This is a genomic window from Paraburkholderia sp. BCC1876 (genome assembly GCF_902833695.1).
Lineage (GTDB): Bacteria > Pseudomonadota > Gammaproteobacteria > Burkholderiales > Burkholderiaceae > Paraburkholderia.
In genome coordinates this window covers 633,666-647,481 of record NZ_CADFGI010000004.1, presented here as the reverse complement: position 1 = coordinate 647,481, position 13,816 = coordinate 633,666, and the positions used below count along the sequence as shown (strand labels likewise).

Here is a 13,816-nt window from a genome sequence, read left to right as displayed (position 1 = left end):
TGTGTCGGTTTGCAGCGGCGTGGTTTGCGTCGCTGCACGAGACCCGCAGCGACCTCTTACACCCGTCCTTTCCACGGCACCAGCCGCCGTTCCAGCGCGCGCATGCCCAGATCGAACAGCCACGCGATCAGGCCGATCAGCACGATGCCCATCACCACCACGTCGGTGCGCAGAAAGCTCGACGCATTGAGCACCATCTGGCCCAGCCCCGCAGTGGCCGCGACCATTTCAGCGGCGACCAGCGTGGTCCAGCCGAAGCCGATCGCGATCCGCAACCCAGTCAAAATCTCCGGCAACGCAGCAGGCAGCACCACGTGCCGCACGACCTGCGAAAAACGGCCGCCCAGCGAATACGCCGCATGAATCTGCTCGACAGTCGCGCTGCGCGCGCCGGCGCGTGCCGCCATTGCGATCGGCGCAAAGCACGCGAGGTAGATCACGACGATCTTCGCGGTTTCGTCGATACCGAACCAGATCACCACGAGCGGCAAATAAGCGAGCGGCGGTAACGGTCGATAGAACTCGAGCGGCGGATCGAGCAGGCCGCGCGCGACCCGGCTCACGCCCATCAGAATGCCCACCGGCACCGCCGTGAGCGCCGCCAGCGCGAACGCGCCGAATACCCGCAGCGCGCTCCAGGCGAGATGCTCGGAAAGCGGCAAACCGCCCTGGATACGTCCATGCCACGCATCGAGGAAAGCTGCCCAGACGGCTTCCGGCGTCGGCAGAAATAACGGCGGCAGCCAATGCAAATGGGTGGCGAACCACCAGAGCGCTGCGAGCGTGGTGACCGAGACCGCGCTCAATGTCGCAGTCGGGCCTTCGCCCGGCAAACGCCAGCCTTTGGTGGGCCGCGTTTTGCCTGCGGCGGGTTCGTTTTTCCGGCTCACAGGCACCGTGCTCAATGATTCGCGTGAAGCCGTCACGACACCACCTCTTCCTGATTGCGCTCATGCAGGCGACGCACCAGGCGCTCCCGCCATTCGATGAATTCCGGCGACGACTTCACCCCGCGTGAGTCGCGCGTCTCGAGAAAGCGCCGCGCGAACGGCAGATCGTAGCTCTCGGCGATGCGTCCCGGACCCGGCGTCATCACGACAAGACGCGTTGCGAGAAACAGCGCTTCTTCAACGCTATGCGTGATGAAAAACACCGTCTTGCGCGTGCGGCCCCACACGTCGAGCACGAGTTCCTGCATCGACTCGCGCGTCATCGAATCGAGCGCGCCCATCGGTTCGTCCATCAGTAGCACCTGCGGGTCGCTCGCCAGCGCGCGTGCAATACCCACGCGCTGCTGCATACCGCCCGAGAGCGCATAGACCCGCGAACGCGCATGCTTTTCGAGTCCCACCAGCGCCAGCATCTCGCGCGCGATGCGCTCGCGCTCCACCTTCGGCACGCGCTGAAACCGCAAGCCAAGCGCGACGTTGTCTAGCACGTCGAGCCACGGCATCAGCGCGTACTTCTGAAACACCACACCGCGATCCGCGCCAGGGCCGCGCACGAGTTCGCCGTTCAGGCGCACTTCCCCCTCGGTCGGCGTGATGAAACCGGCAATGCAGTTGAGCAAGGTGGTCTTGCCGCAGCCCGACGCGCCCAACGCGACGACGAACTCGCCGGCGCCGATATGCAGATCGACATCCGCGAGCGCGACGTGAGGCGCCGCGCCGCGTGCGCCTTCATAGGCGACGTGCAATCGTCGAATTTCAAGACCGCTCATTGCTCGACCTCATACTGCGGATGTGAAACAACCTGCGTCGATCAATGCGCCGCGCGCTGCACGAACTGCGGATCGACGCCGCTCGAATAATCGGCGAGCACGTTCTGGATCGTGCCTTGCGTCTTCAGGAACGCAGCGGTCGCAGCCAGCGACTTCGCCGCGCCCGATTGCGCGCCGCCACCCAGCCATGCATTCGACGCCTGCTGCGCGGGCGTCGGGAAGGCGTATAGCGCGAGGCTCGCCGGCACGTCTTGCGCGTTGGCGCCGGACTCCTTCGCGACGGCTTCCACCTGCGGCGACGCCGCGGTCCACGCGGACGTGTGATCGCGATAACTCGCGTCGGTCGCAGCCAGCACCTTCACGAAGCGCGCGACAAACTCGGCGTTCTGACTCGCGAACTTACGATCGACGACAAAGCCGTCGAAGGTCGCCTTGCCGGTTTGCTGCGCGACCTGACCCGACGTGATCAGCACCTTGCCGTTCTTTTTGACCTTGGCCAGCACCGGGTCCCAGATGTACGTTGCGTCGATGTCGCCGCGCGCCCAGGCCGCTGCGACTTCAGGCGGCCGCAGGTTGACGATCTTCACGTCGGCCGGATTCACGCCCGCGCTCTGCAACGCGACCAGCGTATGAAAGTGCGAAGTCGACACGAACGGCACGCCGATCTTCTTGCCTTTCAATCCGGCTACGCTCGTCACGTTGGAGCCGTCGCGCGCGACCAGCGCTTCGGCGTCGTTGATATTGTCCAGAATCCAGAACAGCGAGATATCCACACCTTGCGACAACCCCGCCGCGATCGGGCTCGACCCGGCTTCGCCGAGCTGCACCGAACCGGAGGCGAGCGCGCGGATCACGTCGGCGCCGCTGCCGAGCTTGCGATACGTCACCTTGTAGCCGGTGGCTTTCTCGACTTCGCCGGTGACCTGCGCGTAACGCCACGGCACCACCATGTCCTGATACGCGATCACGACTTCTTTGGTGTCGGCGTGTGCCGCGGAAACAAACGTCGCGGACAGTGCGAGCAGCGTGGCGAACGCGGCCAGCGGACGGAGAAAGCGCTTCATTGGGAAACCTCGTGCGTGGATGGTGTCTGGGAGGCTTCCGACTATAGGGAGTTTGTTCACTGACGGTTCTATTTAATCCGCAATTGCTAATGATGCTGTTCAAGCATTGCTTTTCACGTTCGGTTGGTTACGAGCCGCTGCTGCGGCGAGCAGTGAGCCGGTTCCAGCGAATGATGAGGCCTGCCATGCTCGCACGCAAGCTGGCCGTTCGGCATATTGACCATGATCCGGCGACGGCAAGATCATGACCGGATCGTTTTCACCGTACGTTCCTATGTTCGATTTTCTTAACCGTCTAAGCTGGTTGTTTTTCAATGTCGGCGTGCCGATACTCGCGCCGCTCGCGCTGCTGCCTTTGCTCGGCTTCTCGCGCTTCTACCGGCGGGCGTGCCTTGATGTTTGTCGGCTTGATCTGGCATGGCATGTTCATCGTCACTTCGTCCATCATTGTGTCTTTCGGCACGGCCGATTCGATGCCGCGCCCCGCCGACGAAAATAGTGAGAAGGTGCCCGGGCGGTTGCTGATGTGGGCATCGCTGATCATCACAACACTCGTCGCGGCCTCCTATTCGACATCCCATTATTCGTCAACCTAATTAATTTAACGTCGCTGAGTTACACTTTCGTGATCTCTACAAACAGGGAGGTCACATGCCCAATCTGATCGACTACATCATCGAAAATCAAGCAATGCGCCACCGCTTTATTGCTGCCACGATTCCCTTCGCGATCGTAGGCACCACAATTTCATCGGTCTGCATGGTGCTTGCGCGCTACTATCGCTAGCGCTTGTGAATCGGCCTCGAAGGCCGGCCCACCAAAAACAAAGCCCGCATCAAGTGCGGGCTTTTTTAATACGGACAGCGATCTAAAACGCTTAGACCACGCCGGCTCCATGCGCCTGCAAATCGGCGTGATAGCTCGACCGAACCATGGCACCCACCGCAGCATGCGTGAAGCCCATCTTGTACGCTTCTTCCTCGTACATTTTGAACGTGTCCGGGTGCACGTACGAGCGCACCGGCAGGTGGTGTTCCGACGGTTGCAGATACTGGCCGATCGTCAGCATGTCCACGTTGTGTTCACGCAAGTCGCGCATCACCTGCAGAATTTCTTCTTCGGTTTCACCGAGGCCGACCATCAGGCCCGACTTGGTGGCAACCTCAGGATGCAACGCTTTGAAGTCTTTCAGCAGCTTCAGCGAATGCGCGTAATCCGAACCCGGGCGCGCTTCCTTGTACAAACGCGGCACCGTTTCGAGGTTGTGGTTCATCACGTCGGGCGGAGCCGCGTTCAGAATGCCGATCGCGCGATCCAGACGGCCGCGGAAGTCCGGCGTCAGAATTTCGATGCGCGTTTCCGGCGAGAGCTCGCGCGTCTGGCGGATACATTCCACGAAGTGAGCCGCGCCACCGTCGCGCAGGTCGTCGCGGTCCACGCTGGTGATCACCACGTACTTCAGCTTCAAGGCCGCGATGGTGCGCGCCAGATTGCCGGGTTCGTCGACATCGAGCGGATCCGGGCGGCCGTGGCCGACGTCGCAGAACGGGCAGCGGCGCGTGCACTTGTCGCCCATGATCATGAACGTGGCGGTGCCCTTGCCGAAGCATTCGCCGATATTCGGACAACTCGCTTCTTCGCACACCGTGTGCAGATTGTGCTCGCGCAGAATCTGCTTGATTTCGTAAAAGCGTGAATTGCCCGTTGCCGCTTTGACGCGGATCCAGTCAGGCTTCTTCAGCTTTTCGATCGGGATGATCTTGATCGGAATACGGGCGGTTTTGGCTTGCGCCTTCTGCTTCGCGGTCGCGTCGTAAGCAGCGGCGGAAGCCGGCACGGCGTCGGAAGCGGGAGGCGTTGCGAGGTTCGCGGTAACGTCAGTCATTCGTTCGGTCCAGTCAGGCGGTGAGCGCACCGGCCTGCGGTTGGGCGACGGCCGCGGGACTGCCGTCGAGGTTTGCGGTGAGGCGTTCTGCAAAGGTACGGGCTACGTGGTTCCAGTCGGCCGTGACGCCCAGCGTTGCCATGTCGACTGTTTCGAGCCCCGCGTAGCCGCACGGATTGATGGCCAGAAACGGCCGCAAGTCCATGTTCACATTCAGGCTCACGCCGTGATAGCTGCAGCCGTTGCGGATTTTCAGACCCAGTGCGGCGATCTTCGCGCCAGTGTGCAGCCTAGCGTCCGGTCCCGCATCTGACCCGGCGCCCACATAGATACCGGGGGCGCCCGCCTTGCGTTCTCCGGCGAGATTATACGCCGCGAGGGTGTCGATCACGGCCTGCTCGATTCTCGTGACCATCTCGCGCACCATCAGCTTGCGGCGCCGCAGGTCGAGCAGCAGGTAGGCCACCACCTGGCCGGGGCCGTGGTACGTGATCTGACCGCCGCGATCAACCTTGACCAGCGGAATGCCGCTGTCGGCGGCCAGCAGATGCGCCGGGTCGCCGGCCTGGCCGAGCGTGAAAACGGGAGGGTGTTCGACTAGCCAGATTTCGTCGGGAGTGTCGGCCGTACGGGCGTCGGTGAACACACGCATGGCTTCGAAACTGGCTTCGTAGGGTTCGCTGCCCAGCCAGCGCAGCGTGAGCGGCGCCGTGGCGGGCAAGGGAGACGGGGAAACCGGGGTGGCACACATAATCCCGCCAGTTTACCGAAATCTGGGAATCCCCGTTGAATAAGGAAACATGAACCGTGCCGGGCGCAACCGCGTGGCCGCTCCCAAATCGATCAAACGGTGCGCCAGCCGCCGCGCATACGGGCCGCGAGCCGTTCGCCGATCCGCGCGAACCAGTTCAGCGCGCGCTGATCGCAGCGCGTCGGCACGGAAAACGTCACCTTTGCCTGCACGCCGCCCTCGGCGCTCAGCCACAGCCGCTCGCCACAGCGCAGACGGAGCGTATGGCCGGGCTGCAGCCAGTAGTCTTCCGTATCGTCGCTACGTGTGACCCACACCGCGCCGCCGTGCACGACCAGCCGGGTGCTGCGTGCTACCTTCATGGGAATGGTTTCGCCGCTACGGATTTCAAACGCGATACTAGAGGAAATTTCTCGCATGATGCCCTCGCCAAAAATCGTTTCATGGCTACAATCGTAGGCGTAGCAAGGGTTTACGCAAAACGATCAATTTTCACCTCTATGTGAGAAATATTGCGATGGACCTCCGGCAACTCCCCGCACTGAACGCGATCAAGGCGTTCGAAGCCGCCGCCCGCCACGAGAGCTTCTCGCGCGCCGCCGACGAGCTTTTCGTCACGCACGGCGCCGTCAGCCATCAGATCCGCGCGCTGGAGGCCGAGTTAGGCGTCTCGCTGTTCGCCCGCGACGGCAAACGCGTGCGGCTCACCGACACCGGACGGCGCTATGCCACGCACGTGCGCGGCGCGCTCATGGCGCTCGCCGACGCCACTCGCGAAATCCGCGCCGGCGACCGCGAGCGGCGCCTGGTCGTGTCGATGCTGTCGTCGTTCGCGGCGCGCTGGGTGACGCCGCGCATCGGCAGCTTTATCGAGGCGCATCCGCAATGGGACCTCGAACTGCTGTCCACCAACGCCCTCACGGATTTCGCGCGCGACGATGTCGACGTGGCGATCCGTTTCGGCTTCGGCAAATATTCGGGGTTGCACGCGGAGCTGTTGCTGGAGGAGATTTTCTTTCCGGCCTGCGCGCCGGGCTTCAACGGCGGCAAGCTGCCGCAGACGCCGGCCGATCTCGCCAAAGTCCCGCTGCTGCGCTCGGACGACGAATTGTGGCGCCCGTGGTTCGACGCTGCCGGCCTCACCGACTGGCCGGAGCCGAAGCGCGGGGTGCTGTATCAGGATTCGTCGAATCTGCTGCAGGCGGCGATCGACGGTCAGGGCGTCGCGCTCACTCGCCGCTCGCTCGCCATGCACGAAATCGCGGCTGGGCGCCTTGTGCGGCTATTCGATGTGGATGGGCCAAGCCCGTGGCAGTACTACTTCATCTGCCCGCCGCAGATGCTCGAGACCGCGCGGGTCAAGGCGTTTCGCGACTGGGTCTTCGCGGAGGTGGGACGCTTCAGGCAGCTTTTTGAGCAGGCTTGCGAAGTGGGGCCAGGCGGCGATAGCGACGCTGCTCAGCCGGCGGACGCGTTGCGCGTCACGCCGTAGTCAGCTCAAACGTACCGCGTGCAAATAGCGCAAGCGATACGAGCGGTGCAAAGCCTCAAAGTACCACTTTGACCATCGGATGCCCGGTCAGCGCCCGATAGATATCGTCGAGCTGCTCCTGGCTGGTAGCGCGCACCGTGACTGTCAGACCGGTGTAGTTGCCGCCGCTCGACGGCCGCGTTTCGAGGCGCGACGTGTCGACGTCGTTATCAAACTTCCGGACTACCTCGACGATCGTGTCGGTGAACTCCGGATGCGTTTTTCCCATGATCTTGATCGGGAAATCGCAGGGGAACTCAAGCAGTGATGTTTTCTCGGGATTCATTCTCTACTCCTTGCTGCGCTTCGTGCGCGTGTTGCGCTTCTCTGGCTTTGGCTCGCTGATAGCCCGCGTACAGTGCCGCAAAGACCGCACCCGGCCGGCCCTCGCCGATCGGCTGACCGTCGAGCTGCGTGACGGGCAGCACTTCCTTGGTGGCCGAGCTAACGATGATCTCGTCGGCGGCACGCAATTCGGCCTCGCTAATCTCACGTGCCTCGAAGCGGATACCGCATTCCTGCGCGAGCGTTTCGATCAGGCCGTAGCGAATCCCTTCGAGAATCTTGTGACTGCGCGGCGGCGCAGCCAGCACGCCGTCCTTCACCACCCACACATTCGACGACGACCCTTCGGTCAGCACGCCGTCACGAAACTGGATCGTCTCGAACGCGTCGTTCTCGGCGGCGTATTGCGCCATCAGCACGTTGCCGAGCAGCGATACCGACTTGATATCGCAATTCAACCACCGGCGATCTTCCGCCGTCACGCAACGCACACCTTGCGCACGCTGCGTTTCAGACGGCAGATTCAGCGCCGTGACCATCACGAACACGGTCGGCTGAATGCCGGCCGGAAATGCGTGACCGCGCTTCGCGACGCCGCGTGTCACCTGAATATAGGCAATCGCGTCCTGATCGGCGCGCAAACCGGCCTGCGCCTCGTTGGCCGCGACCACGCGCGAAATCAGCGCGCGCCAGCCGGCGTCGTCGAACGGATTGGCGATACCGATCTTGCCCACCGAGCGGGCAAGCCGCGCCAGATGCTGCTCGAAACGAAACGGCGTGCGACGGCCCGAATTGCCGGCGTAAAGCGGCGCGACTTCGTAAATGCCGTCGCCGAAAATAAAGCCGCGGTCGAGCACCGGCACGCGCGCTTCGGACAACGGCACCAACTCGCCGTTCAGATAAACGATCGGGTCGTGCGAGACATCGTCAACAACGGTCATTGCGTACAGGCTCTTACTTCTTCTTGTTGAACATCAGCATCAGCGAATCCCACACGCGGCCGACCACGCCGGCTTGCGGCACAGCCTGCAACGCGACGATCGGGAATTGCGCCAACACCTTGCCGTCGGCGACCAGCTTGGCCGTGCCGACCTGCTGACCGTTCGCGATCGGCGCGATCAGCGGATCGATCTGCTCGATCTGCGGCTTCACCTTGTCGCCCATGCCCTTCGGCACGGTGATGTACTGATCGCCCTTCACGCCGATCTGCACGGTGTCCTGCGCACCCTTGTAGACGCGCGGCGTGCCGACCACCTGGTTCGCCTTGTACAGACGCACCGTGTCGTACGCGGTGTAGCCGTAGCTCAGCATCTTCAGGCTGTCCTGCACCCGGTCATGCTCTTTGGTCTCGCCCATCATGACCGTGACGAGACGGCGCGAGCCGTCGGTCGTGCCCGGCAGCGGACGCTTCGCGCTCGCGATCAGGCAGTAGCCGGCCGCTTGCGTGTGGCCGGTCTTCAGACCGTCGACGGTCGGGTCGATCCACAGCAGACGGTTGCGGTTGGGCTGCTTGATCTTGTTGTACGTGAATTCCTTGACCGAGAAGATGTTGTAGTAGTCGGGGAAATCGCGAATCAGACGCGCCGACAGCACCGCGAGGTCGCCCGCCGTGGTGTAGTGCTGCGGATCGGGCATGCCGTTCACGTCGGCGAAATGCGTGTGCTTCATGCCGAGCTTTGCCGCTTCGTTGTTCATCATGTTGACGAACTGCGACTCGCTGCCGCCGACCAGTTCCGCCAGCGCGATCGCCGCGTCGTTACCCGACTGGATGATCATGCCGTACACCAGATCGTGCACGGTCACCGGCTTGTTCGCCTCGATGAACATGCGCGATTCGTCGGTTTTCACCCGGCGCACCGCTTCGCTCGGCATCACCGTCTGGTCCATCGTGATCTTTTTCGCCTGCAGTGCCTCGAACACGAGGTACGCGGTCATCAGCTTGGTCAGCGAGGCCGGTTCCACGCGCTCGTCGGCATTGCCCGACGCGAGCACCTGGTTGCTGGTGGCGTCGACCAGTACCCACGAACGCGCGTTCACCGCGGGCGGCGGCACTTGCGCGAACGCGGTGCTGGCCACAAGCGTGGCCGGCAGCACGACGCCGAGCGTCACGGCACGACTAAGCGAAGAAGGAACGAAGGAAGCAACTGACGGGAAGGACGTGCGGCCGGAAGTGGAGAAACGCATAGGGTCGATTCGTGCGGAAAAATACATCGCGCGCAGGGCGCACAGTTTGGAAGAGCCGGTCGGCGAGCGTCTGGCCGCAAAAACGGCGCGGCGCCCATTGGACTTCCGGCTACGCGATCGGTTCGCGCAGCACGCCCTGCATCCGGCACCGCTGCGCGCGCAACAACCAGGAAACCAACAAGAAACAACCAGGTTACGCGTCGCGCGAACTGCCGGATGGGCGGCGCTGCGCCCAAAAAAGAGCGCTCATTATACGCGCGCTAACCTGGTAACTTTGCGCAAACGGGGACGATTAATTTGCGTTTGTGCGTACCTGTACCCCGGAAAACGCGGCGCGACGCACTGCTTAACGCCACGCGTCGACAATGATCCGCTTGAGCACATGCAGCTTGCGATGCAGAAAGTGTTCCGCCCCCGGAATCACCACGACCGGTAATTCCTGCGGCCGCGCCCAGTCGTAAACCGATTGAATGGGCACCGTGTCGTCGGTCTCGCCGTGAATCACCAGCGTGTTCTCCGGCACGGGCGCCACCTCCCAACGGCTCGCCGCCGTGCCGACAAAAACCATCCGCTCGATCGCCTGTTCTTCTTCGCGCAGCTTCGCGGCCACGTGCGATAGCACGAACGTGCCGAACGAAAATCCCGCGAGCACGAGGGGCAGATCGGCCTGCCCTGCCTCGGCGCGCATGTGATCCAGCACGGCGCGCAGATCGTCGCGCTCGCCGATGCCCGCGTCGTGTTCACCTTGCGTCTCGCCGACGCCACGGAAATTCGAACGGTACGTCACGTACTTCAACTGCACGAGCGTGCGGGCGAGCGTCTGCGCGACCTTGTTGTCCATCGTGCCGCCGAACAGCGGATGCGGATGCGCGACCAGCGCGATGCCGCGCGGCGCGGCGCCGTTCTCGCGCATCTCGTCGGGCAGATCCAGCGCGACCTCGATCTTGCCGACCGGGCCGTCGATCAGATATTTTTTCGTGTGTACGTTCATGGCGATGCTTATTGATCGATTTTCAGACGCTCGACAACCTTGCCGTTCACCAGGTGCGAATCGACGATTTCGTCGATATCACTCTCATCCACGTACGTGTACCAGATGCCTTCCGGATACACGACGAGCGCCGGTCCGAGTTCGCAACGCTCAAGGCAACCGGCCTTGTTGATACGCACCTGGCCGGGGCCCGCGAGACCGAGTTGCTTCACGCGTTTTTTTGCATGCTCCTGCATGGCTTGCGCATTGCAGTTCGCGCAGCTCGGACGCTCGGCGCCGGGATCGCGTTGATTGAGACAGAAGAAGACGTGGTACTTGTAGAAGGAGTCCATGATGTCCGGGGACGAAACTGTAAGAGTGGGGAATGGCGTTGTAAGCGCGGTAGCGCGCCGGTTTATGCGGACGATTATAGCGAGCGAGGCCGGTGGTCGCAGACGCTGACGGCGCGACGGCGGCGCCTCATTCGCGGCATGCGCGCGTCTCATCCCTAGCCTGCGCGTACTTCGTGCGTCGCTCATGCATGCGCCACGTGTACCTCACCGGTGCCTCAAACCCGCTTCACCCGCCGCTTGAGCCACGCCTGCTCGACGACGAACGCGAGCCACACCAGCGCCGCATACGGCCAGCTCCACGCCAGCCAATGCGCCAGACCGTTGAAGTGCAGATAACGCCCTTGCCGCCAGTCCGCGAGCACGACGTCGAAATACGGATTCACCGGCAGCAGGTTGACGAGCACCAGCGAAACAACCAGCGCGCCAGCCGCGAGCGCCGCACGCGATCGGCGTCGCAGACGCAACGCCAGCAGGGCCAGCACCGCACCACCCACGAGCCCGACGAGCGCGCCCGGCGTCGCCCAGTTGAACGCAAGCCCCGACTGCGATTGCAGAAACGTCGCGCCGACCTTCACGCACAACGTCGCGACGACAAACACCAGCAGCAGACGCACCAGCGGCGCATGCCGCCGCACCGGCAGCGATGCCAGCGCGAGCGCGGCAAACAGGTTGAGCGCGGCGATCAGCGCTTCCCAGGTATCGTCGGGCAACTTCGCCGCGAGCAACGCGGGCCATGCGCCGACGTGCCAGGCGGAAGGTGCCCACGCGAGCAACGCATCCTGCGTGGTCGAATCGAAACGCAGCCACAGCGTACGCGGCCAGTTGCCGAGACCGAACAGCCGCGGCGCGGGGTACATGGTCGCAAACGGCCACGTCGCGACAAGACAGACGAGCGCTGCGCTATCGCGCTCGAACCACAGCAGCCGCAAGCGCCTCAACAAGCCGCGATCGAGCAGCGCGCCGGTAGCCGGCGACATGATAGCCGCGCCGAGCAGCGCGCCGAGCGCATTGGCGGCCAGATCGAGATTGGACGCGACGCGCGTCGGCAGATAGGTCTGCACGGCTTCCATCGTGCCCGACAGCAAGCCGCCCAGCACGAAGGCCAACGCTACGGCCAGCGTGCCGCGCCAGCGCGGATAGACCGCCAGCACCACCAGCGCGCCGAACGGCATATAGCCGAGCACGTTCGTGACGACGTCGAACGCCGTCAGGTACTGCGGCATGGGATCGAACAGATAGGCAAACGGAGCGAGGCCGAGCGAACGCCAGCCGGAAAACGGATACCACGAACCGTACACGATCAGCGCGGCATACAGCACCAACGCCTGCCGGGCGAGCGCCGACGGACGGCGCTGCCACGGTTTTACGCTCATGCAGCGCTCCGTTGCGCGCGCTGCATGCGGGTCACTGCGCGGCGACCAGCGCCTGCACGCCGAGCCACGCGCCGATCTGCGAGACCAGGTCGTCGCTGGCGACAGCGAGCGCCTGCGCGCCGCCGGCGGCATCCGCCGAGCTGGACGGCGCCCGCGCGATAAACGTGCGCTGGCCGATCACCTTGCCGCTTTGCGTCAACGTGACGCGCGCGGTCACGGCCGCGTGACTTTCGGACTGGCTGTCGAAGACCTGCTCGAACTCGCTCAGATCGACCTTCAGCACCGGCGCCGCCACACCGTCGGCGCCCGTCAGCACGGTGCCGCGCGAACTGAGCGCGCCGCGCAGACGTTGCGTCAGCAATTGCGCGGGCGTCATGGTCCAGTGGCTATTCGCGTAGGACGCGGTCTGCTGCGCGTCGGCGTAACTGAGGCGGTAGATCAGCTTGTTGGACTCGAGCATGTCGGGCGCGCTCACTTCGAGCACCTTCACGGCCGGCGACGTGCCAGCCGACGCCGCCGGATTCGGCGGCCCGAAGTCGTAGCGAATGTCGGCGAGCACGGCCGGATTTCCGGCGCAGCCCGCAGCTAGCACGCCGAACGCGAGCAACACCGCCAACGCGGCGCTCGAGGACAACAATCGGTGGGTCAAGCGTGACATGACAATCTTCCTTTCTTCAAACCTGCAAATTCGTTAATTTATTTCGCGGCCGCATTGGCGGGCGCAGCGGCATGCCCGGCGGGCCACGTGAAACCGGCCTCGCCCGGACCCGGCGCCGCACGCGGCGAGCCGCCGAACAGCAAACCGCTCGGATTGGTGCTGAACGTGTCGGCCGCGCGGTCCACCGAGCGGGCCGCGGAGCGCACGTCTTCGGCGAGCGAATTGACGCGCGGCAAGGTGTCGTAACCGACCCGCGACGACAGCTCCTGCAACGAGCCGTTCATCTGCGTCAGCGCGTCGCCGGCCTGCTGGGCCGCCGTGCCGACCTTGTTCAGATTGGTCTCGAACGGGCCGTCCACGCGGTTCAGGCTGGTGATCAACTGATTGGTCGACGCCAGCGTGCGATCCAACTGGTCGATCGTGCCGGGCAGCTTGCCGGCTGCCGGCGCGAATTGCTGGGTAAGCGTGGCGACGCCGTCGGCGGCTTTCTGGATGCTGGCCGCGGTGCCGTGCAACTGCGCGACCATCTCCGGCGACAGCAAATTGTCGACGTCGTCCGTGACTTTTTCGAGTTTGCGCAATAGCACGTCGCCGCGTTGCTGCAGTTGATCGAGCAGGCCCGGACGCATCGGCAACTGCGCAACCTCTTTCACCGACGACGGCAGCGGCGACGGATCGCGCCCGTTGTCATCGAGCTGGATGAAGGCGATGCCGGTCACGCCCTGAAAACCCAAACTGCCGAAGGTCGAGCGGGTAATCGGCGCGTGCGTGTCGACGAGGATGCGGATCAGGATTTGCCCCGGATGGTCGCGGTCGAATTTGATCGACTGCACCTTGCCGACGTCGAGCCCGCGATACCGCACCGCCGCGTCGGTATAGAGCCCCGTCACGTTGGTGCGCGCGATCAGATCGTACGGCACCCGCACCGAGCGGTCGACGTTGAACAAAAAAGCCGCGACGGCAACGGCCGCCAGCAAGGCTACCGTGAAGAGCCCCGCCCAGAAGGCATGTGATTTGTTTTCCATTCTCAGGTTCCCTGGTT

The 13,816-nt window shown here is 63.7% G+C and carries 17 protein-coding genes; 2 read left to right on the top strand and 15 right to left on the bottom strand.

Annotated features, from left to right (window positions below; translation table 11 throughout):
* Window positions 1-56: 56 nt before the first annotated feature.
* The 4 genes from HWY05_RS18265 to HWY05_RS18250 all read right to left on the bottom strand — a co-directional run bounded on the left by HWY05_RS18265 (window position 57) and on the right by HWY05_RS18250 (window position 3,328).
* Window positions 57-890, bottom strand: coding sequence for an ABC transporter permease subunit (locus HWY05_RS18265; RefSeq protein WP_244146638.1), 834 nt, complete (start codon window positions 888-890; stop codon window positions 57-59).
* 32 nt (window positions 891-922) lie between these two features.
* Window positions 923-1,720, bottom strand: coding sequence for an ABC transporter ATP-binding protein (locus tag HWY05_RS18260; protein ID WP_176059135.1), 798 nt, complete (start codon window positions 1,718-1,720; stop codon window positions 923-925).
* 41 nt (window positions 1,721-1,761) lie between these two features.
* Complete coding sequence (gene tauA / locus HWY05_RS18255; RefSeq protein WP_176059134.1) at window positions 1,762-2,784, bottom strand: taurine ABC transporter substrate-binding protein; 1,023 nt, start codon at window positions 2,782-2,784, stop codon at window positions 1,762-1,764.
* A gap of 295 nt (window positions 2,785-3,079) precedes the next feature.
* The gene (locus HWY05_RS18250) at window positions 3,080-3,328 is read right to left on the bottom strand and encodes a hypothetical protein (RefSeq protein WP_176059133.1); all 249 of its coding nucleotides are present in this window, start codon (window positions 3,326-3,328) and stop codon (window positions 3,080-3,082) included.
* A 107-nt stretch (window positions 3,329-3,435) separates the two neighbouring features.
* On the opposite strand from HWY05_RS18250, the gene HWY05_RS38645 reads away from it, so the two are divergent.
* Complete coding sequence (locus HWY05_RS38645; protein WP_257030393.1) at window positions 3,436-3,570, top strand: hypothetical protein; 135 nt, start codon at window positions 3,436-3,438, stop codon at window positions 3,568-3,570.
* Between the two features lie 91 nt (window positions 3,571-3,661).
* Here HWY05_RS38645 and lipA read toward each other — a convergent pair whose 3' ends face one another.
* From lipA to HWY05_RS18235, 3 genes are all read right to left on the bottom strand, one after another.
* Window positions 3,662-4,669: a lipoyl synthase gene (gene lipA, locus HWY05_RS18245; protein ID WP_035553745.1), complete on the bottom strand. Its 1,008-nt coding sequence runs from the start codon at window positions 4,667-4,669 to the stop codon at window positions 3,662-3,664.
* A 13-nt stretch (window positions 4,670-4,682) separates the two neighbouring features.
* Window positions 4,683-5,420, bottom strand: a complete 738-nt coding sequence (gene lipB, locus HWY05_RS18240) for a lipoyl(octanoyl) transferase LipB (RefSeq protein WP_035553749.1) — start codon at window positions 5,418-5,420, stop codon at window positions 4,683-4,685.
* Window positions 5,421-5,512: 92 nt separating this feature from the next.
* Complete coding sequence (locus tag HWY05_RS18235) at window positions 5,513-5,839, bottom strand: DUF2917 domain-containing protein (protein WP_035553752.1); 327 nt, start codon at window positions 5,837-5,839, stop codon at window positions 5,513-5,515.
* A 98-nt stretch (window positions 5,840-5,937) separates the two neighbouring features.
* Here HWY05_RS18235 and HWY05_RS18230 point away from each other — a divergent pair, with 98 nt between their 5' ends.
* The gene (locus HWY05_RS18230) at window positions 5,938-6,912 is read left to right on the top strand and encodes a transcriptional regulator GcvA (RefSeq protein ID WP_176059132.1); all 975 of its coding nucleotides are present in this window, start codon (window positions 5,938-5,940) and stop codon (window positions 6,910-6,912) included.
* 55 nt (window positions 6,913-6,967) lie between these two features.
* Here HWY05_RS18230 and HWY05_RS18225 read toward each other — a convergent pair whose 3' ends face one another.
* From HWY05_RS18225 to HWY05_RS18190, 8 genes are all read right to left on the bottom strand, one after another.
* Window positions 6,968-7,237 (bottom strand): DUF493 family protein, encoded by a 270-nt coding sequence (locus HWY05_RS18225; RefSeq protein ID WP_035553756.1) that lies wholly within the window; start codon window positions 7,235-7,237, stop codon window positions 6,968-6,970.
* Window positions 7,209-8,177, bottom strand: a complete 969-nt coding sequence (locus HWY05_RS18220) for a D-amino acid aminotransferase (RefSeq protein ID WP_176059131.1) — start codon at window positions 8,175-8,177, stop codon at window positions 7,209-7,211. Before HWY05_RS18220 ends, HWY05_RS18225 begins: the two co-directional genes overlap by 29 nt.
* A 13-nt stretch (window positions 8,178-8,190) precedes the next feature.
* A complete protein-coding gene (locus HWY05_RS18215; RefSeq protein WP_035553761.1) occupies window positions 8,191-9,420 on the bottom strand; it encodes a D-alanyl-D-alanine carboxypeptidase family protein in 1,230 nt (409 codons plus the stop codon).
* A 346-nt stretch (window positions 9,421-9,766) separates the two neighbouring features.
* The gene (locus tag HWY05_RS18210; protein ID WP_176059130.1) at window positions 9,767-10,411 is read right to left on the bottom strand and encodes an alpha/beta hydrolase; all 645 of its coding nucleotides are present in this window, start codon (window positions 10,409-10,411) and stop codon (window positions 9,767-9,769) included.
* An 8-nt stretch (window positions 10,412-10,419) separates the two neighbouring features.
* Window positions 10,420-10,743, bottom strand: coding sequence for a ferredoxin (locus tag HWY05_RS18205; RefSeq protein WP_035553765.1), 324 nt, complete (start codon window positions 10,741-10,743; stop codon window positions 10,420-10,422).
* A gap of 215 nt (window positions 10,744-10,958) precedes the next feature.
* On the bottom strand, window positions 10,959-12,116 hold the full coding sequence (locus tag HWY05_RS18200) for a VanZ family protein (protein WP_176059129.1): 1,158 nt from the start codon (window positions 12,114-12,116) through the stop codon (window positions 10,959-10,961).
* Between the two features lie 31 nt (window positions 12,117-12,147).
* Window positions 12,148-12,774: an ABC-type transport auxiliary lipoprotein family protein gene (locus HWY05_RS18195; protein WP_035553770.1), complete on the bottom strand. Its 627-nt coding sequence runs from the start codon at window positions 12,772-12,774 to the stop codon at window positions 12,148-12,150.
* Between the two features lie 38 nt (window positions 12,775-12,812).
* Entirely contained in the window at window positions 12,813-13,799 is a 987-nt protein-coding gene (locus HWY05_RS18190) for an MlaD family protein (protein ID WP_035553774.1), read from the bottom strand.
* Window positions 13,800-13,816: the final 17 nt, after the last annotated feature.

Coding starts and splice junctions, on each gene's coding strand:
- HWY05_RS18260 (WP_176059135.1), bottom strand. CDS start 1,720: ATGAGCGGTCTTGAAATTCGACGATTGCACGTCGCCTATGAAGGCGCA.
- tauA (WP_176059134.1), bottom strand. CDS start 2,784: ATGAAGCGCTTTCTCCGTCCGCTGGCCGCGTTCGCCACGCTGCTCGCA.
- HWY05_RS18250 (WP_176059133.1), bottom strand. CDS start 3,328: ATGATCAGCGATGCCCACATCAGCAACCGCCCGGGCACCTTCTCACTA.
- HWY05_RS38645 (WP_257030393.1), top strand. CDS start 3,436: ATGCCCAATCTGATCGACTACATCATCGAAAATCAAGCAATGCGCCAC.
- lipA (WP_035553745.1), bottom strand. CDS start 4,669: ATGACTGACGTTACCGCGAACCTCGCAACGCCTCCCGCTTCCGACGCC.
- lipB (WP_035553749.1), bottom strand. CDS start 5,420: ATGTGTGCCACCCCGGTTTCCCCGTCTCCCTTGCCCGCCACGGCGCCG.
- HWY05_RS18235 (WP_035553752.1), bottom strand. CDS start 5,839: ATGCGAGAAATTTCCTCTAGTATCGCGTTTGAAATCCGTAGCGGCGAA.
- HWY05_RS18230 (WP_176059132.1), top strand. CDS start 5,938: ATGGACCTCCGGCAACTCCCCGCACTGAACGCGATCAAGGCGTTCGAA.
- HWY05_RS18225 (WP_035553756.1), bottom strand. CDS start 7,237: ATGAATCCCGAGAAAACATCACTGCTTGAGTTCCCCTGCGATTTCCCG.
- HWY05_RS18220 (WP_176059131.1), bottom strand. CDS start 8,177: ATGACCGTTGTTGACGATGTCTCGCACGACCCGATCGTTTATCTGAAC.
- HWY05_RS18215 (WP_035553761.1), bottom strand. CDS start 9,420: ATGCGTTTCTCCACTTCCGGCCGCACGTCCTTCCCGTCAGTTGCTTCC.
- HWY05_RS18210 (WP_176059130.1), bottom strand. CDS start 10,411: ATGAACGTACACACGAAAAAATATCTGATCGACGGCCCGGTCGGCAAG.
- HWY05_RS18205 (WP_035553765.1), bottom strand. CDS start 10,743: ATGGACTCCTTCTACAAGTACCACGTCTTCTTCTGTCTCAATCAACGC.
- HWY05_RS18200 (WP_176059129.1), bottom strand. CDS start 12,116: ATGAGCGTAAAACCGTGGCAGCGCCGTCCGTCGGCGCTCGCCCGGCAG.
- HWY05_RS18195 (WP_035553770.1), bottom strand. CDS start 12,774: ATGTCACGCTTGACCCACCGATTGTTGTCCTCGAGCGCCGCGTTGGCG.
- HWY05_RS18190 (WP_035553774.1), bottom strand. CDS start 13,799: ATGGAAAACAAATCACATGCCTTCTGGGCGGGGCTCTTCACGGTAGCC.